Origin of the sequence: Emergencia sp., from assembly GCF_048465375.1 — a bacterium.
Lineage (GTDB): Bacteria > Bacillota > Clostridia > Peptostreptococcales > Anaerovoracaceae > Senimuribacter.
The window spans coordinates 326604-349176 of record NZ_DBFWLQ010000008.1 but is presented as its reverse complement, the minus strand read 5'-3'; the positions used below and the strand labels follow the sequence as shown (position 1 = coordinate 349176).

General features: G+C 40.5%; 22 protein-coding genes and 1 pseudogene. All 23 read right to left on the bottom strand.

Annotated elements, in window-relative coordinates; genetic code table 11:
• Positions 1–5: 5 nt before the first annotated feature.
• The 23 genes and pseudogenes from ACMQ5W_RS07915 to jag all read right to left on the bottom strand — a co-directional run bounded on the left by ACMQ5W_RS07915 (position 6) and on the right by jag (position 22551).
• Positions 6–545 (bottom strand): flavodoxin family protein, encoded by a 540-nt coding sequence (locus tag ACMQ5W_RS07915; protein WP_419024696.1) that lies wholly within the window; start codon positions 543–545, stop codon positions 6–8.
• Between the two features lie 66 nt (positions 546–611).
• Positions 612–2258 (bottom strand): sigma-54 interaction domain-containing protein, encoded by a 1647-nt coding sequence (locus tag ACMQ5W_RS07910; RefSeq protein ID WP_419024695.1) that lies wholly within the window; start codon positions 2256–2258, stop codon positions 612–614.
• A 348-nt stretch (positions 2259–2606) separates the two neighbouring features.
• Positions 2607–3155 (bottom strand): GNAT family N-acetyltransferase, encoded by a 549-nt coding sequence (locus ACMQ5W_RS07905; RefSeq protein WP_419024694.1) that lies wholly within the window; start codon positions 3153–3155, stop codon positions 2607–2609.
• Between the two features lie 29 nt (positions 3156–3184).
• Positions 3185–5167 carry an LTA synthase family protein gene (locus ACMQ5W_RS07900; RefSeq protein WP_419024693.1) on the bottom strand — a complete coding sequence of 661 codons (1983 nt, stop codon included), beginning with the start codon at positions 5165–5167 and terminating at the stop codon, positions 3185–3187.
• Between the two features lie 17 nt (positions 5168–5184).
• The gene (gene rsmA, locus ACMQ5W_RS07895) at positions 5185–6039 is read right to left on the bottom strand and encodes a 16S rRNA (adenine(1518)-N(6)/adenine(1519)-N(6))-dimethyltransferase RsmA (RefSeq protein ID WP_148490417.1); all 855 of its coding nucleotides are present in this window, start codon (positions 6037–6039) and stop codon (positions 5185–5187) included.
• Positions 6039–6581 (bottom strand): ribonuclease M5, encoded by a 543-nt coding sequence (gene rnmV, locus ACMQ5W_RS07890; protein ID WP_419024692.1) that lies wholly within the window; start codon positions 6579–6581, stop codon positions 6039–6041. The genes rsmA and rnmV overlap by 1 nt, the downstream gene beginning before the upstream one ends.
• Positions 6562–6969: an FtsB family cell division protein gene (locus ACMQ5W_RS07885; RefSeq protein ID WP_419024766.1), complete on the bottom strand. Its 408-nt coding sequence runs from the start codon at positions 6967–6969 to the stop codon at positions 6562–6564. Before ACMQ5W_RS07885 ends, rnmV begins: the two co-directional genes overlap by 20 nt.
• Before the next feature lie 40 nt (positions 6970–7009).
• Positions 7010–7267: pseudogene (yabQ, locus tag ACMQ5W_RS07880) on the bottom strand (spore cortex biosynthesis protein YabQ); the annotation flags it as partial.
• Positions 7264–7518 (bottom strand): YabP/YqfC family sporulation protein, encoded by a 255-nt coding sequence (locus ACMQ5W_RS07875; RefSeq protein ID WP_148490419.1) that lies wholly within the window; start codon positions 7516–7518, stop codon positions 7264–7266. The pseudogene yabQ and the gene ACMQ5W_RS07875, both read right to left, overlap by 4 nt.
• 225 nt (positions 7519–7743) lie before the next feature.
• A complete protein-coding gene (locus ACMQ5W_RS07870) occupies positions 7744–9324 on the bottom strand; it encodes a M23 family metallopeptidase (protein WP_148490420.1) in 1581 nt (526 codons plus the stop codon).
• Positions 9291–10571, bottom strand: coding sequence for a DnaD domain protein (locus ACMQ5W_RS07865; protein ID WP_419024691.1), 1281 nt, complete (start codon positions 10569–10571; stop codon positions 9291–9293). The genes ACMQ5W_RS07870 and ACMQ5W_RS07865 overlap by 34 nt, the downstream gene beginning before the upstream one ends.
• A gap of 10 nt (positions 10572–10581) precedes the next feature.
• On the bottom strand, positions 10582–10773 hold the full coding sequence (locus ACMQ5W_RS07860) for a DUF1858 domain-containing protein (protein ID WP_148490422.1): 192 nt from the start codon (positions 10771–10773) through the stop codon (positions 10582–10584).
• Between the two features lie 14 nt (positions 10774–10787).
• Positions 10788–12104, bottom strand: a complete 1317-nt coding sequence (gene dnaB / locus ACMQ5W_RS07855; RefSeq protein ID WP_148490423.1) for a replicative DNA helicase — start codon at positions 12102–12104, stop codon at positions 10788–10790.
• A 16-nt stretch (positions 12105–12120) separates the two neighbouring features.
• Complete coding sequence (gene rplI / locus ACMQ5W_RS07850; RefSeq protein WP_419024690.1) at positions 12121–12564, bottom strand: 50S ribosomal protein L9; 444 nt, start codon at positions 12562–12564, stop codon at positions 12121–12123.
• Positions 12565–12579: 15 nt separating this feature from the next.
• Positions 12580–14331 (bottom strand): DHH family phosphoesterase, encoded by a 1752-nt coding sequence (locus ACMQ5W_RS07845; RefSeq protein WP_419024689.1) that lies wholly within the window; start codon positions 14329–14331, stop codon positions 12580–12582.
• Between the two features lie 130 nt (positions 14332–14461).
• Positions 14462–14989 (bottom strand): SprT-like domain-containing protein, encoded by a 528-nt coding sequence (locus ACMQ5W_RS07840; protein ID WP_419024688.1) that lies wholly within the window; start codon positions 14987–14989, stop codon positions 14462–14464.
• Positions 14990–15092: 103 nt separating this feature from the next.
• Positions 15093–15992, bottom strand: coding sequence for a ParB/RepB/Spo0J family partition protein (locus ACMQ5W_RS07835; protein ID WP_148490427.1), 900 nt, complete (start codon positions 15990–15992; stop codon positions 15093–15095).
• Positions 15992–16765: a ParA family protein gene (locus ACMQ5W_RS07830; protein WP_148490428.1), complete on the bottom strand. Its 774-nt coding sequence runs from the start codon at positions 16763–16765 to the stop codon at positions 15992–15994. Before ACMQ5W_RS07830 ends, ACMQ5W_RS07835 begins: the two co-directional genes overlap by 1 nt.
• A gap of 89 nt (positions 16766–16854) precedes the next feature.
• Positions 16855–17649: a ParB/RepB/Spo0J family partition protein gene (locus ACMQ5W_RS07825; RefSeq protein ID WP_148490429.1), complete on the bottom strand. Its 795-nt coding sequence runs from the start codon at positions 17647–17649 to the stop codon at positions 16855–16857.
• Positions 17650–17740: 91 nt separating this feature from the next.
• Positions 17741–18445: a 16S rRNA (guanine(527)-N(7))-methyltransferase RsmG gene (gene rsmG, locus ACMQ5W_RS07820; RefSeq protein WP_419024687.1), complete on the bottom strand. Its 705-nt coding sequence runs from the start codon at positions 18443–18445 to the stop codon at positions 17741–17743.
• 1 nt (position 18446) lies between these two features.
• Positions 18447–20324 (bottom strand): tRNA uridine-5-carboxymethylaminomethyl(34) synthesis enzyme MnmG, encoded by a 1878-nt coding sequence (mnmG, locus tag ACMQ5W_RS07815; protein WP_419024686.1) that lies wholly within the window; start codon positions 20322–20324, stop codon positions 18447–18449.
• Between the two features lie 13 nt (positions 20325–20337).
• Positions 20338–21714, bottom strand: a complete 1377-nt coding sequence (gene mnmE, locus ACMQ5W_RS07810) for a tRNA uridine-5-carboxymethylaminomethyl(34) synthesis GTPase MnmE (RefSeq protein WP_419024765.1) — start codon at positions 21712–21714, stop codon at positions 20338–20340.
• A 51-nt stretch (positions 21715–21765) separates the two neighbouring features.
• Complete coding sequence (gene jag, locus ACMQ5W_RS07805; RefSeq protein ID WP_419024685.1) at positions 21766–22551, bottom strand: RNA-binding cell elongation regulator Jag/EloR; 786 nt, start codon at positions 22549–22551, stop codon at positions 21766–21768.
• Between the last annotated feature and the right edge of the window lie 22 nt (positions 22552–22573).

Genomic DNA, 22573 nt, shown 5'->3' with positions numbered 1-22573 from the left:
GCCGCTTATTTGATTTCTTTCCAGAGTCCTTCTATTTCGTTAATTGCCTCTGCATTATTTTCCAAGTCTCTTGCATCATAAGCTGAATATGTATTGCAGAAAGCGATGTCCCACCCAAGATAATCAGAAATGCATTGGAACTGCTTGCGGATGATCTCGTACTGCGTGTCTTCTACAGGCATCTGCCCGACGACGATGATACCCACCTGTTTCTTGCATTCCATCAGCTGGCTGCTTCGGGAATAGAATTTATCGATGATCAGCTTCAGTTGAGCCGTGATGCCCCACCAATATACGGGCGTTGCGAAGACGATGACGTCGGCGCCGACTACCGCGTCCATAATATCATTGGTGTCATCATCAAAGACACACTCTCCACTGTCGCGACAGACCTCACATGCGAGGCATGGTGAAACGGAAACATCATTGGCGGCAATCTCTTTGATCGTCAAATTTTCGATATTCGCGAATCCTTTCTTTAGTGCTGCAAGGGCTGCGTAGGTATTTCCTTCTCTTGGACTTCCATTTAACAATAATGCTTTCATTTTTTACCTCCACGGTTTTTTTTTTCTTATCATCATTCTATCACGCGGACTTCTTTTTTACCACGGCTATTTCAAGAAAGCCTCATATTTCTCCAGCATGCGGTAAAAGGTTTTCCTGGATACGCCCAGCAGTTCCGCCGCTTTACGCTTGTTTCCCTTCGAGATAGAAAGGACTTCTTTGATAAGCTCCGCATTGGATTGGTCAATTGCGTTCTTTTTTTCGTTGATGCGCATTTCAGCGGTCTTTTCCTGCGGCTCATTGATGATACAATTGCCAGGCTGCAGTGATGCGGCCAGGATTTCCCGGGTGATAATGGTTGACTTTGACAAGATACTGACCCGGTTCATTACATTACGGAGTTCCCTGATATTACCCGGCCAGTTGTATTCTGTCATCAATTTCTTCGCATCTGTATCTATCATTTTCTTTTCCAAATTGTTTTGTTGGGTGGACTGCTGCAGAAAAAACTCTGCGCAGAGAGGAATATCTTCTGGATGATCTCGTAGTGGCGGAATGGTAATATTCAGCACCATCAGCCGATAGTAAAGGTCTTCCCTGAATAGACCTTCTTCGATCATTTTCTCCAATGAGCAATTGGTAGCGGCGATGATCCTGACATCGACCGGGATGTTTTTTGATCCGCCGATTCTGGTAATCTGATTGGTTTCCAGAGTACGGAGAAGCTTTGTTTGAAAATGAAGTGGAAGCTCTGCCACTTCGTCCAGAAATAAAGTGCCGCCGTTAGCCAGCTCAAATTTTCCAATCTGTCCGTTTTTGGATGCACCTGTAAACGCACCGCCTTCGTAGCCGAACAGTTCACTGTCAATCAGTTCCGGTGCGATGCTGGCACAGTTAATCGCGACAAAAGGGTTATTTTTTCGATGGCTGCAATTGTGAATAGACTGGGCAAACAGTTCCTTACCGACACCACTTTCCCCATAGATCAAAATATTATAGGCGCTGCCCGCAAAGGTGGCAGCAAGCTGTTTCGCCTCTGCCATAAGCTTGCTTTCTCCGATGATATCGTCAAAGGTGTAATCAGCTGTAAGACCGAGGGCGCTTCTCACTTCTCTGATCTTCTTGTTGCGCAATCTAGCTATTTCAACAACTCCATTGACCTGCCCCTCCTTGTCAAATATGGGATACATATCGTTGGTAGCAAGGATATTTTCTTTGGATGCTTTTGTGTAGATTACTTCCACTTCCCAATTGATAATCGGTTTTCCGTATTTGAGTACATCCTTTACTTTCAGCTGGTCATGTGGTTTTTTGATGGAAGAAATTTTAACGCCCATTTCTTTCAGCATGTCGTCAAGACGCATGCCATAAACTGCTTCTCGTTCCTTGATCTGTACATAATCGCAGAAATCAGCATTGGCATAAACCAATCGTGTGTTTTTGTCGTAAATGCAAATGGAAACCGGTAGAGAATCGAGTCCACGAAAAATATAGTCTCTGACTTGTTCATTGTGACAAAATATAGAAAGAAAATCAGAAAACTGTCTCCGCAGGTCGTCGATTTCAGAGAGTCGTTCACTTTTCGATGAAGCTATGATGACAAAGTCTGCTTCTTTCCCCTCGGAATCTATCTGTTCATACACGGTATTTTGTATGGACTGTGCAGGAAAAGAAGACAGCACAAATCCCTCGTCTGTGCAAAGGGCAATCTTTTCTGTTGTCAGACCCCTCTCGACACACAAAAACTCAAACAATTTTTTTGCTATCATATTCAAATTATATAAGTATTTTTTACTATCCTGCTTTAAAACCATATGAAAGCAGACTGCCGAATTCATTTTATCTGATGTTATCATATCTATTCAGGTTTTACGTATCAACTAAAAAAGGTCTAAAAACTCATAACAATATTATAAATCAAAATATATAATTATATATAATATTATAAATTCGTTCTATTAATTTACTTTATTATAATCAATGGGATCAGAAATGTCAAGGATGTCACTTTCATCCAAATTATGGAAACCGCCTGAATTTCTGCTAAAAAACGCTGCCGCAATCTGTAGGACCACAATCCTCATCGCTGCAGCAGCGTCTTCTCACATTTCCTTTTCTTTCAGCGCCTCGTACTCTTCCTTCAACAAGGAATAAACCATGGAATCGCGCAAGGTTCCATCGTATATTTTGTAAGTTCTGCGAATGGTTCCCTCATATTTGAAACCACATTTCTTTATGACACCCTGAGAGCGGACATTGGCCGTTCCCGTGCAGATTCCAATCTGATCTAGACCAAGCTCCTCAAAACCAAAGCGAATGACCTCTTTTGCCGCCTCTGTCATAATGCCCTGACGCCAAAATTCTTCAGACAAAGAATATCCAAGCTCTTTACTGTTGGCATCCGGCCTGTATTTGTCGTGTTCCAGACCGATGCTGCCGATCACTTTCCCGTCAGACTTGAGATGGATTGCCCACGCCTCTACAGGTATAAATAACTGTTTGATAATCTCCTCTGACTCCTCCACACTCTTGTGGGGAGACCACCCTGCATGAGGTCCTACATTAGGATTTCTTGCATAGGAATAAAGCTCCGCTGCATCCTCAAGGGTGAACATTTTTAAAGTCAATCTTTCTGTTTCAAGGCTTTTCATAGACGCTCCTCCATCCATTTTGCAATGTCTTATTCTGTTGTACTGATGATTTCTTTATTCGACTTATCGATCTGGCTGACCTTCATATTGACTGCATCTGCAGGATCCACTTCTTCTAAGAGACCTAAGAGGCTCGGTCCCAGATAAATGGTCTTCAGGGTTTCACCGTTCAAAGTGACTTTGCTGTATTCTGTGAAATTCTGCCCTTTGATATAATATTTGCCGCCAATATTGACAACCTTATCGATCTTAATACTCTTGACCCCCATCTTCATGCCGCTTTTCTCAAACGGATTGCTTCCGCCATAAATATAGTCCTGACCATAGAGCATATCATAACCCAGCATTTTTAGGTTCGACAGATAGTCCTTAGACTTGTGGTCCACGCTCTGATGATACTTGATGGTCGTTCCCGTATGGATGCCGATACGATCAAAGACTTCCGCTGCCAACTGGTACGTAGTCAGATTCATATCCTTCTTTTCCATGTCGAAATTACTCCAGATTACATATTGCGTCTGATACAAATCCTTCGCATCGTAAGAACTTTCTGTAACATCTAATGCCGGAATATGGTCGCCATACATGACGAGGATCACATCTTCATCGTACTTAGAAAGAGTGTCCGTAAGTTCTTTGACAAACTGGTCCATTTCGTATACCTGATTTACATAGTATTCGTACTTCCACTTCAGTTCTTCCGACGGTGCATCAGTAACTGTTACCTTTGGATTTTTGATCAATTGCTCTGTCGGATACTTACCATGTCCCTGCACGGATATGGTATAGATATAGTCTCTTTCCTTCGTAGAATTCATAGCGTCGAGAATCTGCTTTGTCAATATCGTATCTTTCGCCCAATTCTTTGGTGTCTTTGGCACATCACTCATGTATTCCAACGAAGTGAAGGTGTCATATCCGATATTGTTGAACACTTCATTTCGATTATAGAACAGTGCTCTGTGATTGTGTATGGCATGGGTTGAATAACCCATACTCTTTAAGTCAAAGGCGATACTCTCTCCCGTCTTCTCCTTGAGGACCGATTTAAACGGATATTCCCCTGGACCGAAGAACTTGACGGAAAGTCCCGTCATGACTTCAAATTCTGTATTCGCAGTTCCTGCACCGCAGGCCGGCACTGTCAAACTGCCAGATGAATAATCCTTCATCATTTTTCTAAATGTCGGAATTGGATCTGAAGATAGCTCGATATTGTTGAACAGCTCCGGATCGACAAAAGACTCCAGCTGCAAGAACAAGATGTTAGGATACTCCTCGTCCACATCTGTCTGCTCCAACTTCATTGTGCCATCCTCATTGTATTGGTCTTTACTGAAAATTGCCTTTACTTCTTCCTCTGAATAACCCTTTGGTTTGTTAATCCCCGTATTCAGCCACGTATTGATGAAACAGTAAGGAACCCCGTAATAGTCATACGCATAGGCCAGGTTCCCGAAGAAAGTGCTGAGTACATTTACTTTGATCAAACCGAAGGTTGCACCGAAGGTAAATGCAATTACCAGAACGACTGCGGCCACATTTCTTTTCCAGTTTACATGCTCTTCTTTCTTTGGCGCCTTGATCCATAAGATGACCAAACCGATAATACCTGCTAAAATCGCTGCTCCGATCAAGACGATTTCCGTCATTGAGAAATAATTCGTGATAATTGTTGCACCGTCGGTTATCGCACTGAGATCCTTGACTGTAAACGGCGTCATTCTCTCAATCAAAATGATACCATTGGTAATCCCTATGGCCATCCAGATAATCGTCACAACAGTGACAAAAAAAACTCTTCTTCTAAACAGCGTTGCAATAACCAGCGTTGCAAAAATAATCAACGTATTGTAGAAGAACACCAGCGGGCTGTCAAATAAAAATAAAAACCCGCCAAACCCCTTCCTTGCCAGGGTTTCAATGATTAAATTCAATATAAATGCCCAGACAAGGCAAAAGAAAAAACTGTTATTCAAGTACTTCTTATAAAATGCCTTTACTTTTTCCATTGTTTCTCTTCCTCTTTCTAATCCCTTTTGCTGAAATCATTTGCCAAATTTGCAAATTCATCTAAAGATAGTGTCTCAGCTCTTCTTTTCTCATCAATACCGACACGAGAAAGGCACTCTTTCACCGTATCTTTTGTCACATCGCCAATCCCCAATAAGGAATTTGATAACGTTTTTCTTCTCTGTCCAAATCCTGCTTTGATGCAGCGAAAAAACATCTTTTCATCGTTCAATTCTACCGGCTTGTCCTTGCGAATATCCAATCTCAGCACTGCTGAATCCACCTTTGGAACTGGATAAAAAACTTCTTTCGGAACAACCGCTACAGTCTGTACCGTGCAGTAATACTGCACTGCGACAGAAAGCGCCCCATAAACTTTTGATCCTGGCTGTGACTGAATCCTGTCCGCAACTTCTTTCTGCATCATAATGGTGATACTGTCGGCGCGGACACCGCTTTCCAATATGTTCATGATGATTGGAGTCGTGATATAATATGGCAGATTGCCAATAATCTTTGTACTTCTGCATCCTGCTTCCTCAATAATTCTGTTTAAGTCCGTCTTTAAGACATCCTGATTTATGATATCTACATTATCAAAATCACGAAGCGTATCCTCCAAAATCGGAATTAAGTTCTTATCAAGTTCTATTGCTGTTACTTTCTTCGCTCTTTGTGCGGCCTCATATGTGAGTACACCGATTCCAGGACCAATTTCGATGACCAGATCTTCATCTGTAATCTCAGTAGCATCGATGATCTTATCTATTATATTTTTATCCGTTAAAAAGTTCTGCCCCAAACTCTTTGACAGCTTAAATCCATATCTATCTTTTATCTCTCTAATCGTTGAAGGTGCGTATAGCTTCATTATAGTTCCTTTACTTTATCATAAAATTCTTCTTTAGTAATGGCAAACTGATTCAGTCTTTTTAAAAATGTTTTGCTGTTGCCATACCCGATAGAGAGCAAATTTCCCAGTTTCTCTCTTCTCTCTTTTGCCTCCGGGCAACCTATCAGGCCACATGCGAAAAGATCTTCCTCAGTAAAGGAATTTTCTCTGTCACTGGTGGTGCAATGGGCATGCCCTAGAGCCTCAATGATATCCTCCGGCGTAGCGTTTTCTACACCGATATTTCCGTTTTTTAAGGCCTTCCCTTTCGGTAAAAAAGCCTGCTTACAACCGGGGAATCGTTCTGCAATTTTTCGCCTTATTTTGTTGCCTGCGTAATCGGGATCAGTGAAAATAATGATTCCTTGATTTTTATATGCTTTCTCTATGATTCCCCACATAGAGTCTGGCATACCAAAACCGTGGGTTTCTATAGTCAAGGCAGATACTGCCCGATTGATTGCAGCAGTATCGTCTCGTCCCTCTACGACAATGGCTTCTTTAATTGTCATCTTTTCCATTTGTATCTGTTCCTTCGTCATCAAGCACGTAAAGAATTTCTCCTGGCCTGATCAGTTTTAACTGTATCCTCGCCTGCTCTTCTATGTAGTCGTAATCATTGACATTTTTCAGTTCTTCTTTTAGAGAGGCTTTTTCAGAGGCAAGCTGTTTATTTTTCGCGCGCAATTCGTCTTGTTCTGCACGCAGGTCAAAGACGTTTTTTATGGACACGCCAACGACCGCTATAAGTACGACTACTATAACGGTCACAACGATCCTCACTTTATTTATTCTGATTCTTTTTTTCTTTTTTGTGCTTTTTCTTCTTTCTTCTCGAAATTCTTCCAGATTGTTCTGTGTATTGTTCCGTTCGAATTCCTGAAGTCTCCCTTTTTTCCTCTTCTTCATAATTGTTACCCCTGTCAATTATAATACCATAAATGACCTTTTTCCACAATAAAATGCCGGCACAGAGGGAAAAAATTCCATATATTGTGATCACCCCGTGGGATCCCTTATATAGAAACTGGCAGAATAGAAAAGCTGCACAAAGCCAAGAGCCGAAGTAAATAAATATAGAAGCCCTTGACTTCACACCAAGCCGTCTCATGACAGTATCTCGCACTTCAAAAATCAACATCAACGCCAGACCGCAGTAAAACATGATAAAGAGCTGGAAAAGCTCTCTCTGTATCAGAGCTGTCATTTTCTAAACCTGTCGATCAGCTTCGTCTTAGCTTTTTTCTTCGTATATGTCAGCGCCTCAATTTCTCCCTCGGCAACTAATTTTCCCTCCTCCAGATCCAAAACTTCGATATGAAGATTCTTTCCTGAGATGACCAAACCCTCGTCTGTCAAATTTGCCAGGATCGTCTCTTCATCGAAGCCTTCAACGGAAGTGACTTCTGTAATGGTAATTTTCTTTTTATTTTCCATTTGGATATAATGATTTTCCATAACGTACCTCCCATATAAACATTTCTGCTTATGAAAGTATATGCTGGTAAATCTAAATTCTTCCTACAAAGAAGCATGTAGACAGGCTAAAAATAGCCTGTCTTACAAATCGCTTTCGATTTTTATGCTGAATGTTATACGATGCGTTCCATGCCAGCCATAGGCTGGGGAACGCCAGCATAAATTCTGTCACACAGATCGATTAACATCTCGCTGGACAGAATGTCATACATAATCAAACGGATTTCTCGGTGAACCGTTGATTCTCACTTCAAAATGACAATGGGAACCAAAACTGTTTCCGGTATTTCCTACTTCACCAATTTTCTGTCCCTGGTATACCTTCTGCCCTACACTGACATTGACAGCACTGCAGTGTCCATATCTCGTAATCATCCCGCTGCCGTGGTCAATATCGATGCACAGCCCATATCCGCTGTACCAGCCGGCCCGAACTACCGTTCCGCCGTCTGCTGCTCTGATGGTCGTTCCTGTCGCACACGCCAAGTCCACACCTTCGTGCATTCTTCCCCATCTCCAGCCAAATGGCGAGGTCATGGTATAACCGGACACTGGAATAATCAGATGTCCTGTCGGCGCTGTCTTTGGTACTGCTTTTGTTCCTTTGATGACGATCTTCTTCACTGCTTTTTTGATCGTCTTAGATTCCAAAACGTCCTTGTCGACGACTTCTCCGTTAACCTTGGTGATTCTCGCCGTTACAACTCGTTTTCCATTAGAACCCTTTTGCGTTACTTTAGAATCCCCTTTATACATAGAACTGGATTTTTTATAGACAGTCTTATACTTCACTTTCTCAGCATACGTAGATTTTTCTACCGTCACTACCGTCAACGCCGATGTCGCCTTATTGATGATGATCTTATCACCTGGCACTAGGCTGTTCTCCTTCAAATCAGGATTATTTTCCTTCAGGGCATCAAAATCCGTATCAAATTTCTCAAATATCTCCCAGTAGGTATCTCCAGGTTTCACTTCATAAGCAATCTCCTTCGATCCACCCTTCATAATTGTCTTTGCCGCCTTATTCACACTGCTGATATAGGCTAGCTTTGTATTCACCTTTTTGATTTCTACTTTTTCTTTAAAACCGACTTTTTCATATTCCGTATTTTCTTCGTTGTCTTCCACATATTTTTGCTGCACTTCTTTCAGCGTCTGTTGTGCAGCTTTCTTGCTTTCACAGGTTACAAAATGCTGTCCGTCGATATAGATGCCATAAGCCTCTGCCTCCATATCTGACATGTAGGTCAGCCTTTGCAATACGGTGTCTACCTCGTCAACATCCTTATCCAAGATGACGACATTCTTAAAGGTGATATCATTATCTTTGTCAATCTGTATCTTTGAGCCATACTCCTTTGTCAATTCATCACTGACCAGATCTAAAATCTTTATGACATCTTCTTGATTTTTGACGTATCCCAATGCCTTACCGTTATATGAATATTCAAACCCTGTGGCGTGATTAAAAAGCGCCACTACGGCTACGGCTACCAGAATGGCACCTGCAAAATGTCCCAGGATACTTTTCTTTTTCCCTGCCAGTTTTTTACGATTTTTATGAATGTTGCTGGCGATCATATATTGAACGATCAAAGCCAGCCTGTCCACCCTCGTCTGTAAATTATCGTGTATTGTAATGATGGCTGCTGCGCCGCTGACAATATGCTGCCACAATGTTTTCATTCCCTGATCAAAGCTTATCTGCATTCGGTCATGCCAGCTGATCAGGCCTGCCGCCGCATCGACTATTTTGTTTCTAAACTTTTTTTCTTTACCCATATTTCCGCCTCTTCTGTACGCTGCTTAATGCATGAACATCTCTCGCCTAAATCTGTGATGCCGGTATCATTGCATTTTTCACAGGCGTACTTTATATCGGTGTAGTCCATCTCAAAATTATTTTCTGTCAGGATGACTGCCCGCTCTGCAGCCAATTCATCCATCACAGAGTTGATTCGTTTACTTTCATTCTCCGATGAACCCATGATCAACGCTTTAGAAAGCTGAGAACTCATTTTTTTGATTTCTTCATCAATTTCCCTGATTCTTGGAATCTTTTCATAGATTTCCTGTTTCTTCTCTTCTGCTTCTCTTTCAGCTTTTTCCCGCAAATAATCGTAATATTGATTTAAGACGCCCTGTGTCACCACGACCTTCTTATTGACGTCGATTCCTTTGCTGTCTGCTTCATTTCTCCAGTTTTCTAAAACTTTGTTTACATAGTTAAAATTTGGACTCGATATGCCTGCTGTTTTATTACATGCCTCAAGCACCCGCTCCATCGTATATCCCATCTGGTCAAACCAGGTGTCCATCATCTCTCTCTCTGCTTCCGTGGCATTGCGTGTAAATCCCAATGCTTTCAGCACTCTTCTATATTTGTAATACTTTTCATCCAGTTCCTGCAAGCGCTCATTCACCTGATCAACGGTGGCTAATCCTTCGCTGGCCCACTCCTTCACCACTTTCTCTATGTATTTCAAGCTTGTCTTATTTTTATCTGTGCAATATTTTATAGCAAAGAGAACGACCTCCGGCGTTGCATTATAGTCCCCCAGCCATTCAAGAATCTGACTGATTTCTGTCGAACTGAGGCCTCTGCCGAAAATCTGTTCAATCTCGTTGAACATGATCTTTACCGCTTTGTTGCCAAAGACGTTGTCTCTTTCTTCTTTTTTCGTCTCGCCCTTGGCTGGACCTGTATTCTTTCCATACAACAACTCCTTGAGGTTGGTAAATTCCACGACAAAATCCACGTTACCTTCACTATCCAGATAACGCTTCTTAATTGCTCCCATTTTTTCCCAATAATCCCAAGCTTCAAGAATTTTTTTCTCTGTCAGACCCAGCTGTTTCGCCATAGTCTCATTGTTCATGTCCAGCCCATGCTCTGCGTACATGCTGGCATAGAGGAATACCTTTACAAAATCACCTGGCGCCGCCGGCATATATTCGTTGATAAAAATATTCTCTACCTTTGAATCCAACAGATAAAAGTCCTTCATCTTCTCTTTGATAAAATTCATAGATGTTTCCTTATACTTCTTTATTCAAGTCTTCCAGCAGCGCGTCAATATCAATATCATGACCGTCTGCTGCTTCTCTCAGTGTCTCCTGTACTGCACCGGGGCAACCGGAACAGGGCAGTCCATGATTTTCAAATATGATTTCCAGTCTGTCATCCAAATCCAAAATCTCACATACCTTCATCTCTTCTGTAATTTTCATTATAACCACCCTTCTTATGCTTTATCACTGAACTTGGTGTATCTGGCAACCCAAGTTAAGTCAAAAGTCTCTGTCGAACCACTTCTATGTTTCGCCAAATTGACTTCACATACGCCCGGCTTTTCTGAATCTTCAGGGTTATAGTAATCATCTCGATACAAGAACATAACCATATCGGCATCCTGCTCTATAGAACCGGATTCTCGAAGGTCAGATAGAACCGGCCTGTGATTAGGCCTTTGCTCTGGTGCTCTGGAAAGCTGAGACAGAACGATGACCGGGCAATCCATCTCTCTAGCCAACAGTTTTAAATATCTGGACAGTGTACTGATTTCTTGCTGTCTGCTGTCTGACTTACCATCTGCTTTCATCAGCTGAAGATAGTCGATAATGACTAAATCTAAGCCCTTTTCTGCTTTCAGGCGACGACATTTGTTTTTCATCTCCAAGATGCTGACACCTGGTGTATCATCTATATGTATGTTTGTCTTTGAAAGAGAGTCCAGTGCCATATTGATTCTCTCCCAATCATTTCTTTCAATATTACCCGTTTTTAATTTCTGCATTTCCACTCTTGACTCCATGGCGAGAAGCCGCTGTCCGAGTTGTGCTTTTGCCATTTCCAAGCTGAAAATTAAAACAGTGGCCCCTGATTTGATGGCCGCATTTTGGGCTATATTCAATACAAAAGCAGTCTTACCCATGGCTGGTCTGGCTGCAACAATAATTAAATCCGATTTTTGGAATCCCGATGTCAACTCGTCAAGCCGTTTAAATCCTGTCGCCAGTCCAATGACTTGTCCCTGCGTCTGGATTGCTTTATCTATCATAGCTACGTTCTCAAGCAATACTTCTTTGATGGGCGCATAATCACTGCCCTGCCTCTGCTGAGCAATCTCAAAGATGCCCTTTTCTGCATAGTCAAGGATTTCTGATGGGGCTAATTCTTCTTCGTAGCTTTTCTCTCTGATATCTTCTGCTGTTTTAATCAACTGCCGCATAGAAGCTTTTTCTGAAACGATTTTTGCATATTCAGCCGCATTGGCAGTCGACGGCGCCTCCGAGGACAGTGTGGCAACATAGGCTCTGCCTCCGACCATCTCCAGAGATTTTCTTTTTTTCAGTTCTTCACAGACTGTAACGATGTCAACGGATACATTGTTCCGAAAGAGGTCCATCATAACAGTAAAAACTTCTTTATGTGCAGCATCATAAAAGTCGTCTGGTCTCACTACATCAATAACGTCTGCCAATGCATCCTTACTGAGCATGGCCGCACCTAAAACTGACTTTTCTGCTTCCGTATTATGTGGTGGAATCTTTTCAACCATCTTTGACTCCTCTAGCCTAATCCGTGATTTCCACACTCAGCTTCCCTACAACTTCAGGGTAAAGCTTTACATCTACAGTGAACTTGCCGATGTTTTTAATCGGACTGCCGATTTGAATTTTTTTCTTATCGAGAGTAATGCCGGTCTGCTCTTTAGCAGCCTCGGCGATGTCTTTTGAGGTGATGGAACCGAATAGTTTGCCGCCTTCACCTGACTTCGTTTTAATGACTACTTTTACATTTTCTAATTCGGCCGCCAATTTCTCTGCAGCTGCTTTATCGTCGGCTTTTTTCTGTGCCTGTAATTCTTTCTGCTTTTCTAAATTTCTGATATTGCCGTCGGTAGCTTCTGTAGCATAACCCTTTGGCAGCAACATATTACGCGCATATCCATCGCTGACTTTTACGACTTCTCCTGCTTTTCCAGTACCTTTTACATCTCTATTTAAAATTACAATCATTCTATTACCTCCTAATTAGTTCCGCACTAACTCTAACACTTTTTCTATCACTTCTTCAGGACTGCAGTCTACTTGCGCCCCAGCTGTCGTCAGATGTCCGCCGCCGCCCAGTTTTTCCATGATGACTTGTACATTAATTTCACCAAGAGATCGGGCGCTGATTACAGTTTTGCCCTTTTCCGTTCGCCCTGCAACAAAAGATGCCTTGACATCTTTGATGTTCAAAAGTTCATCGGCAACCTGTGAATTAATCACCTGAGCATCTTCGTTCCATCCTTCACAAACTGATGTTGCGATTCCGTTACCACAAAATTCTGCAGCAGCGATACACTTCGCTCTTACTTTGAAGGTTTCCATATCTGTCTGGAAGAATCGTTTCACTTCTGTAGTGTCCGCTCCTGCCCTGCGCAGCCAAGCTGCTGCCTCAAAAGTTCTCACGCCAGTCTTTACAGCGAATCGATTCGTATCTATAGTAATGCCGCCAAGCAATGCCTCTGCTTCCAGTTTGATCAGAGTCTTCTTTGGTGCGGCGTATTGTAAAATTTCACTTACCAATTCTGAAGCGGAGGACGCATAAGACTCGATGTAGGACAACACGGGGTTCGCTACACAGTCCTCTGCCCTTCTATGGTGATCGATAACCACAATCCTATCAGTCAACTGCAGTAAGTTGGCATTTTCAGCATAGCTTGGTCTGTGTGTATCAACCATAATGACCAAGGTGTCCTTGTCGGTAAGGCTTTCTGCTTTTTTATGATTAATGAAATTATAGTTTTCGCTTTCCTTTGCCTGTTTATATATAGCTTGCAAGGAATCGTTAATATCATTTAGTACAATATACGCATCTCGTCCATACATAACGCACATGCGATAAATTCCAAGAGAAGCTCCAAAACAATCCATATCAGGATGGGCATGGCCCATAATGATGACACGATTTGATTGATCAATCAACTGCTTCAGCGCATGGGCGACAACTCTTGATTTGCCTTTATTGCCCTTTTCTACAGTCTGCATCTTTCCGCCGTAGTATTCAATCTTGCTCATCCTTTTAATGACGGCTTGATCTCCTCCACGGCCTAAAGCCAGGTCCAAAGCAGCTGTAGCGTACTCTTCTGTTGTTACGAGATTTTTTCCGCCGATGCCGATTCCAATACTGAGACTCATCGGAAAATCTGCTTCTGTCTCAATCTGTCTTACATCATCTAAAATAGAAAATTTACTCTCTACCATTCCGTCTACATAAGCGTTTTGAAAGTACATGATATATTGGGTATCTTTCATCTTGTTGATGGACGCGTTGATCTTTGCAGCCCATTTTCGGATTGTCTTATCTACCTCAGCAGATATCGTCATACTCTTTTCAGGCGATGTACTGGCAATCAATTCGTCATAATTGTCGATATTGATTTTGCCTACACAGGTCTTCTCATCGTTGTATCGATCTTTTAGATTTTCGTAGTTGGTCACATCGTAGAAAAAGACAAGCAGATTTGCCGCCTCATGCTCCCCCACTTTGTTAATCAACAGCCTGAATTGTTTTCCATTTCTCTCTAGCATGTAATATTTGCCGCTGTCGAACTCCTCATATAAATCTGATACTTTGATTCCTGTAAGAGCAAAAAAATCCGCATCTTCTATTCCATCATAAATGAACACCTCACTGATGTGGTCATTGGCTCTGACAACTTTGCCATTTTTATTGACAATACACATCGGAAGTGGGATATATGATGATATTAACTTTCCAAATAATGTTTCTGACATAATCTATTCCTCTTAATTAAACAGCTATTCATAGCAATCATATATAATATACCACGAAAGCTGCAGACTTAAGTGTAGTTTTTGTGATAATACAGTGCAGTCTATTACTATAGTATACCATATTTTCGTCCTAATTCCAAAAGCTTTTCGCTTTCACTGTGAGCTGTCCCCCACATTTGCTGCATCTATAGTTTTCCGGCTGCATTACGACTTTGCTTTTCTTCATTCTATAACCAGTATTCCCGCATTGATTACATCTTATTTCATACCGGTATTGCTTGACTCCTTTTTCTGCTGAATCGGGGATGTCCGCAGTTGTTTTAATGCAGTAGCCATAAATATCATTTACTTTAGCCGCTAGCGCCTTCCATTTCTGTCCATGATTTAAACAGCCTTTGCAGGTATGCAGCAGTTCGTGATGAATAATTTCTTTAATCTGTCGGTCGTTTTTTTCTTTCAACATTGTGGAGATTTCGATCTCATATTTTACTTTACCTCTATAGACCGATTTTTTACAGCAGCCTAACCGTCGCTTTGCCCTGCTGTTTTCTTTTATCCCTGCAATTGCTTCAGATGGATAAATGTCAATTTTATTTAACTCTGCAATTGCATCTTTCATCAGTCGCTGTAATCTTATTTCGTATGTGCTCATTATCATTTCATTTTCTTTTAATAAAATTCCGAAAACATTATTTCGTGAGACAAGGAATGCCTCTTGTCAGAGGCATTCGCAAATTTCTATGTTTCATGTGAAACAACATCTATAGTTCCACTGATTTCAATAGTTCGATCAAACGGTTCAGTTCATCGACACTATAGTATTCCAGTTGAATGGTACCTTTTTTACCTTTTTGGTTAATAGAGACTTTCGTTCCATATAGATTTTTCAATTCACTCTCTACATGTAAGGTGTCCGGACTTTTTATTTTCTTTGCGGCTTTCTTTTTAGGCTTGCCTGCAGCCGCGGCTAACTCCTCTACTTTTCTTACAGAAAGACCTTCTTCAATAATTTTCCTACAGAGGTCTGCCTGCAGTTTTTTATCTTCAATATTTATTAAAGCTCTTGCATGACCTGTAGTCATCTTTCCTTCCGTAACGAAATTTTGAATTTCCTTAGGTAATTTTAAGAGACGGAGCGCATTCGTGATATATGGTCTGCTTTTACTGACGCTTTTCGATACTTCTTCTTGTGTCAACCCATAGGTCTTAATCATCTGATTGAGTCCTTCGGCCTCCTCGATGGGATTCAGATCTTCTCTCTGCATATTTTCAATAATTGCAATAAGCATGTTTTCTTCATCTGTAAAATCCCGAATCAGGCAGGGAACTTCTTTTAATTCAGCTTTTCTTGCTGCCCTCCATCTTCTCTCCCCCGCTACGATTTCATAGCCGCTCTTATTTTTTCTAACGACTAACGGCTGTATGATGCCATGTTCAAGAATGGAGGCAGACAACTCCGTTATCTTTTCTTCGTCAAAAACTTTTCTGGGCTGATTTTCATTTGGTTTAATATTATTGATATCAATATATACGACAGAATTTTCTTCTATCTGTTTTTCTTCAATCACTTCTTTTTCAGGTTCTACCACTGGAGCCTGATCTGCAAACAAAGCATCTAGACCTCTACCCAATCCCCTGTTCTTTGCTTTTGCAGCTGCCATTATTTATATTCCTCCCATTCAAGAAATTCCTCGGCAAAATCTCTGTAGGCTTCCGCACCCTTTGATTTAGGGTCGTATTCTGTGATAGCCATACCAAAACTAGGCGCTTCAGCCAGTCTGATATTTCTAGGAATAACGGTGGAATACACCTTTGATCCGAAGTATTTTTTTACCTCTTGTACAACTTGCACCGACAAATTGGTTCTGCCGTCGAACATGCTCAATATGACGCCTTCTATTTCTAATTCCTTATTCAAATTTTTCTTTACCAGTTCAATTGTGCTGACAAGCTGGCTTACCCCTTCCAATGCGTAAAACTCGCACTGAATTGGAATCAGTACACTCTCTACAGCGGTCAGAGAGTTGATTGTCAGAAGTCCTAAAGATGGAGGACAATCGATAAAGATGTAATCGTAATCATCTTTTACCTTCTGAATGGATTTTCTCAGTCTGGCCTCTCTGCCTTCTATTTCTACCATTTCAATTTCAGCACCTGCCAGATCGACACTCGCCGGTATAATATCTAAATTTTCTATGCCTGTATGCATTACTGCTTTTTTTGTATCAAAATTATCCTCAATCAGCAAGTCATACACCGTAAAAGGAAGGTCTTTTTTTGAAATTCCTATTCCACTGGTCGTATTCCCTTGGGGATCGATATCAAGCATTAATATCTTTTTATTCTTCATCGCCAGGCTGGCACCTAAATTGATGTTTGTTGTCGTTTTTCCTACTCCGCCTTTTTGATTGAATATTGCTATTGCCTTTCCCAATGTCTTTCCTCCTGCTAAATTTTTTGCTACAATCATTATATATTATTACGACACATTTTACCACAGTTTTGACAAAAATAAAGGATGTTTCACGTGAAACATCCTTTATTTTTTGGAATAACAATTTTTACTTCCATGTACTCGCCCTTATCTTCTTCATAAATTTTGGTATTTTCTTCCATTTCATGAATTTGAGCGAAAGCTTTTTTAATTGTGTTCATGTAAATCTTATAGCTTATGTAGTTGATTTTGTGGCTTCTTCTGACCTCTGCCTCTTCTCTGGATAAAAACTCTTCTACTAACTTCTCCGTCTGTTTGACGTTAAGATTATTTACGATGACTCTTTGCAGCACCTTTTCTCTGATATTTGCATCCTCAATTTTAAGCAATGCTCTCGCATGGCGTTCTGTCAACTTTGCCTCTATCAGTTTCTCTTGAATGTCCGGCGGTAATGTCAAAATTCGCAGCTTATTAGATATGGTCGATTGTCGTTTTCCAATTTTTGCAGCTAATTCCCCCTGGGTCAACCCGAATTCATCAATTAATCTCTTATAAGCATAGGCTTCTTCTATAAAGCTGAGATTTTCTCGTTGTACATTTTCGACCACTGAAATCAGTGCTGCGTCTTTATCGCCAAAATCTTTAATCAGCGCCGGGATTTTTGAAAGGCCAGCCAATTTTGCAGCTCTGAGCCTTCTCTCCCCTGCAATCAGAAAATAATAGCCGCTTTTATCTTTTTTGACAATAATCGGTTGTAAAACACCATATTCCGCAATAGAATTTTTCAAATCCATCAGTTCCTCTTCTGCAAAAAACTTTCGCGGTTGATCTGGATTTGCACACACTGAGTCTATCGGCAACTCAATACTTTTCCTCTGTAACATATCATCCCCCCTGCACCTTTTCTTATTTACAGAATAACACTTTTCCCGGGCAATTGAACACAAAAAAAACTACAAAAAAACCCATAAATATTCAATTTATGGGCTCTTTCGCTGGAGTTCCTGCTTTTCTGGGATATTTCGCAGGTGTCTCCTTTATTTTTTCTATTACGATGATATTGTGATCAAAATCTGCAAGATTTACGGCTTCAATTCTCTTGACTTTGCCGCCAAGGATTTTCAAAGCTTTTTTCGCTTCCTCTGCTTCTTTTTTCGCATCAGGACCTTTATAGGCGAGCAAGTAACCGCCGACTCTAACAAATGGAAGGCAATATTCAGCTAAAACTGCCATATTCGCTACTGCTCTGGAGATACAGACATCAAATTTTTCCCGATATTTCTTATTTTTTGCCAATTCCTCTGCCCTGCCATGAACTGTAGTCACATTCTCTATACCGATAGATTCCGTCAATTGATCGATTACTTTTAATCTCTTATTTAAAGAATCAGCCAAAACAAATTCCTTATCCGGACTGAGAATCGCCAAAGGCACCCCTGGAAAACCAGCTCCTGTTCCTACATCCACTACAGATTCAGCGTTGACATACTCTGAGAAATGATAACAAAGTACCGAATCGATAAAGTGCTTTGTAATAAACTCCTCTCGCTCTTTAATGGCAGTTAAATTTATTTTTTTATTCCAATTTAATATTCCCTCCATGTATTTTTCATACTGTTTTAAAATCTCTTCATCATTGGGAATATGCAGTTCTTCAAAGGCATTTTTTAATCTTTCCATTTTATTTCTTTCTTCTCATCTTTTCCAAATACACTAACAAAACATTAATATCTGCAGGAGATACACCAGATATTCTTGAAGCCTGTCCAACAGATCTGGGCTTCATCTGATTCAGTTTTTGCGCTGCTTCAATTCGCAACCCGTCAATAGATTCATAATCCAAATTATCATCCAGACGTTTACTTTCCAATTTTTTAAATCTTTCAATTTGATGAAGCTGCTTGGTAATATATCCTTCATACTTAATCTGTACTTCTAATTGATTTTTTTCATGAGAAGAGAGATTTGGTCTATCCTGATCAATGCAGATTAAATTATCATAAGTCACTTCCGGCCGCTTTAACAATTCTGCCAGGGATGCTTTATTCTGCAGAGGAGAACTATTCATATCCGCAAGAAATTGATTTGCGTCTTTTGGATTCACATAAGTAGACTCCATTCTCATTCTTTCTTTTTCAACAATTTCTTTTTTCTGTATATATCTTTGATATCGTTCTTCTGTTGCCAACCCCAACCTGTAAGATTTTTCCGTCAAACGCAAATCTGCGTTGTCTTGCCTGAGAACCAGTCTATATTCCGCTCTGCTGGTCATAATTCTGTAAGGTTCATTAGTACCTTTTGTGACCAGATCGTCGATGAGAACGCCAATATAAGCCTCACTTCTATCCAATACAAATGGATTTTTACCATTAATTAACAGTGACGCGTTAATTCCGGCCATTAACCCTTGTGCAGCCGCTTCTTCATATCCAGAACTTCCATTAAACTGTCCTGCGCAAAATAAATTATTAACATACTTATTTTCTAAACTAGGCTTTAAATCTAATGGATCTATGCAATCATATTCTATTGCATATGCAGGTCTTGTTATTATTATATTTTCCAATCCAGGTATAGTATGATAAAATTGTTCTTGTACATCTTCAGGTAAACTTGAAGACATACCTTGTATATACATTTCCTCTGTATCTAATCCTTCAGGTTCAATAAATGTCTGATGTCTTTCTTTATCTGCAAATCTATTTACTTTATCCTCTATTGATGGACAATACCTAGGTCCTATTCCTTCTATTTGTCCACCAAACAATGCAGATCTATGAAAGTTATTTCTAATAACAGTATGTGTATTTTCATTTGTATAAGTTAACCAACATGATATTTGTTCTTTTTCCAGATGGTCATTCAAAAAGGAAAACGGGACAATTTGTTCATCTCCTTTTTGTTCAGCCATCTTTGTATAATCAAAAGAAGAGGCCAGAGCTCTAGCCGGGGTTCCCGTCTTAAACCTTCGCAGTTTCAGGCCGTGTTCCTTTAATTTTTCAGCTAAATCCACGGAGGGCGCTAAGCCGTTAGGTCCACTGGAATAACAGCTGTCACCGATAAAGATTTTTCCTCTTAAAAAAGTACCTGTCGCAAGAATCACAGCCTTCGCTCTGTAATAAGTGTGCGTTTTTGTAATTACACCACATACGGTTCCATTTTCCACGATTAAATCGACCACTTCTGCCTGTTTCATGACTAAATTGGCCTGTTTTTCAATCGTCTTTTTCATCTCTGTGTGATACTTCTCTTTATCAGCCTGTGCTCGCAGTGAATGTACTGCCGGTCCCTTTGCAGTGTTGAGCATTCTGCTCTGAATAAAAGTCTTATCAATATTGACTCCCATTTCTCCGCCCAGTGCATCAATCTCTCTCACTAAGTGTCCTTTGCCAGTACCTCCAATTGATGGATTGCACGGCATCATTGCAATCGCTTCTAAATTAATCGAAAACAGTGCTGTCTGATTACCCATTCGCGCTGCTGCCAGTGCCGCCTCACAGCCGGCATGTCCAGCACCAACGACGATGATATCATATTCTCCCATTAAAATTTTTTCCATGATTGTACCAACCTTATTTTCCCAAACAAAACCTTGCAAAAACTTCGTTTATAATATCATCTTGCACGGTTTCTCCGATGATTTCTCCTAAATTCTCATAACTGCTATTCACATCAATTTCAATAAATTCTAATGCTTCCTTTTTCTTTGTCATCTCAATCGCATCACAGATAGCACGTTCCGCTGTTTCTAAAATATTTTTATGTCTTACATTGGTAACCATAATGCGATCACTTTGAGAAACCTTGCCACCATAAACCATCTCTACAATTTTTTCTTCAAGCAAATCAATTCCCTGCTGCCTTTCCATAGAAGTCTCTATCAATGAAGCTTCTGGCAGCATTTTTTCTATCTCTTTTCTCGAAACCACTGGCTCTAAATCAACTTTATTTAAAACGACAATTGCTTTTTTTTGATCAATAAATTCAACAATCTCTCGATCTTCCTGCCCCAGCTCTCTGCTGGAATCAATGATAAAAATAACAAGATCCGCTTGATTAAAGGATTCTTTGGACTTTTCTATACCGATCTTCTCTATCATGTCATCGGTTTCCCTGATGCCTGCAGTATCAGTCAATCTCACTGGGATGCCTTTGATACTGAGATGTTCCTCAATCGTATCTCTCGTGGTACCGGGTATCTCTGTTACAATAGCTCTCGCTTCGTTGAGCAGGCTGTTCATCAAAGAAGATTTTCCTACATTTGGTTTTCCTATAATTGCAACATTTAACCCCTCCTGAATAATACGCCCCGTATCTGCACTTGTGAGGAGTTTTCTTATGTCATCATTGACAGAAATCAAGTCCTTTTCTAGGGTATCATAAGTGATTTCTTCAATATCTTCATCGGGATAATCTATATTTACAGTGATATTTACCAGAATATCAACCAATTTCTTTCTAATTTCTTTAATTTTCTTGGAAAAATTGCCTTCCAGCTGATTCATGGCGACGTCAAAGGTTTTATCAGTCTTCGCCTTGATGACATCGATTACAGCTTCGGCCTGAGACAGATCAAGCCGTCCATTTAGAAAAGCCCTCTTTGTAAATTCTCCAGGCTCAGCCATTCTAGCGCCATATTTAAGCACTAATTCCAAGGTTCTGCGCAGTGGAACCATACCTCCATGACAATTGATTTCAACCACGTCTTCAACCGTATAAGTTTTTGGTTCCTTCATATAGACAGAAAGAACTTCATCTATGACTTGTCCGGAGGATGGATCAACAATTGTTCCATATGACATCTTTCTATTTTCAATACTAGATGGATTTGCTGGCACAAAAATCTTCGTCAAAACATTTTGCGCATTTTCTCCACTAATTCTGATGATTCCAATTCCACCTTCTCCTGGAGGTGTTGCAATTGCTGCAATTGTATCTTCCATAATAATTCTCCTGCTAACAAGAATGAAAATAAGCCCGCAAATTTTGCGGGCCACGTTTTACTTCAGCTCAATAATTACCCTTCTGTACGGATCCTGACCCTCGCTTCTAGTCGTTACGCGCGGGTTGTTCTGAAGAGTTGCATGAATTACCTTACGTTCATAAGGATTCATCGGTTCAAGCCTTACGCTTCTCTTTGTCTTTACCACCTTATCGGCAAGTCTATTTGCCAATTTTTCAAGGGTTTTTTCTCTTTTTGATCTATAATTTTCAGCATCTACAACGACTCTAATGTAGTTTTCCTGATCTTTATTTACTACGAGACTCGTCAAATACTGAATCGCATCCAAAGTTTGTCCTCTTTTACCTATAATAGTACCGGAATCTTTACCCTGGATGTTTACAAACACATTATCATGATCAGCCTTAGCAGAGATATCAATATCAAGACCCATCTGCTCTGTCACTTCTTTTAGAAATGCAAGCGCCGCATGATCTTCAACTGCAGGCATTTCTACAGTTTCTTTTGCTACTGTTACAGCTGGCGCTGCAGGCTTTTTAGGCTCAGGTTTCTTTTCCGGTTTCTCAGACTTTTCTTTTTTCTGTGTCTTTACAGGTTCAGTCTTTGCCTTAGGTGCTTCTTTTACTTCTTCTACTTTTACTTTTTCAACCGGTTTTTTCTTTTCAACTCTGACTAGCGCTAATTTTGATCCAATTCCGAAAAAACCTCTCGATGGTTCCTCGAGAACTGTAACATCAACTTCATCTATCGTTAACTTCAGTTCATCCAATGCCAGATTCACAGCGGTATCTACATCGGTTCCCCATTTTTCAGAAACATCCATATTAATTTTTTCCTCCAATAGC

Bases quoted from the DNA above. Each gene is read 5' to 3' on its own strand.
- ACMQ5W_RS07915 (WP_419024696.1), bottom strand. From the start codon at position 545: ATGAAAGCATTATTGTTAAATGGAAGTCCAAGAGAAGGAAATACCTAC.
- ACMQ5W_RS07905 (WP_419024694.1), bottom strand. From the start codon at position 3,155: ATGAAAAGCCTTGAAACAGAAAGATTGACTTTAAAAATGTTCACCCTT.
- ACMQ5W_RS07900 (WP_419024693.1), bottom strand. From the start codon at position 5,167: ATGGAAAAAGTAAAGGCATTTTATAAGAAGTACTTGAATAACAGTTTT.
- rsmA (WP_148490417.1), bottom strand. From the start codon at position 6,039: ATGAAGCTATACGCACCTTCAACGATTAGAGAGATAAAAGATAGATAT.
- rnmV (WP_419024692.1), bottom strand. From the start codon at position 6,581: ATGGAAAAGATGACAATTAAAGAAGCCATTGTCGTAGAGGGACGAGAC.
- ACMQ5W_RS07885 (WP_419024766.1), bottom strand. From the start codon at position 6,969: ATGAAGAAGAGGAAAAAAGGGAGACTTCAGGAATTCGAACGGAACAAT.
- ACMQ5W_RS07875 (WP_148490419.1), bottom strand. From the start codon at position 7,518: ATGGAAAATCATTATATCCAAATGGAAAATAAAAAGAAAATTACCATT.
- ACMQ5W_RS07870 (WP_148490420.1), bottom strand. From the start codon at position 9,324: ATGGGTAAAGAAAAAAAGTTTAGAAACAAAATAGTCGATGCGGCGGCA.
- ACMQ5W_RS07865 (WP_419024691.1), bottom strand. From the start codon at position 10,571: ATGAATTTTATCAAAGAGAAGATGAAGGACTTTTATCTGTTGGATTCA.
- ACMQ5W_RS07860 (WP_148490422.1), bottom strand. From the start codon at position 10,773: ATGAAAATTACAGAAGAGATGAAGGTATGTGAGATTTTGGATTTGGAT.
- dnaB (WP_148490423.1), bottom strand. From the start codon at position 12,104: ATGGTTGAAAAGATTCCACCACATAATACGGAAGCAGAAAAGTCAGTT.
- rplI (WP_419024690.1), bottom strand. From the start codon at position 12,564: ATGATTGTAATTTTAAATAGAGATGTAAAAGGTACTGGAAAAGCAGGA.
- ACMQ5W_RS07845 (WP_419024689.1), bottom strand. From the start codon at position 14,331: ATGTCAGAAACATTATTTGGAAAGTTAATATCATCATATATCCCACTT.
- ACMQ5W_RS07840 (WP_419024688.1), bottom strand. From the start codon at position 14,989: ATGATAATGAGCACATACGAAATAAGATTACAGCGACTGATGAAAGAT.
- ACMQ5W_RS07835 (WP_148490427.1), bottom strand. From the start codon at position 15,992: ATGGCAGCTGCAAAAGCAAAGAACAGGGGATTGGGTAGAGGTCTAGAT.
- ACMQ5W_RS07825 (WP_148490429.1), bottom strand. From the start codon at position 17,649: ATGTTACAGAGGAAAAGTATTGAGTTGCCGATAGACTCAGTGTGTGCA.
- rsmG (WP_419024687.1), bottom strand. From the start codon at position 18,445: ATGGAAAGATTAAAAAATGCCTTTGAAGAACTGCATATTCCCAATGAT.
- mnmG (WP_419024686.1), bottom strand. From the start codon at position 20,324: ATGGAAAAAATTTTAATGGGAGAATATGATATCATCGTCGTTGGTGCT.
- jag (WP_419024685.1), bottom strand. From the start codon at position 22,551: ATGGATGTTTCTGAAAAATGGGGAACCGATGTAGATACCGCTGTGAAT.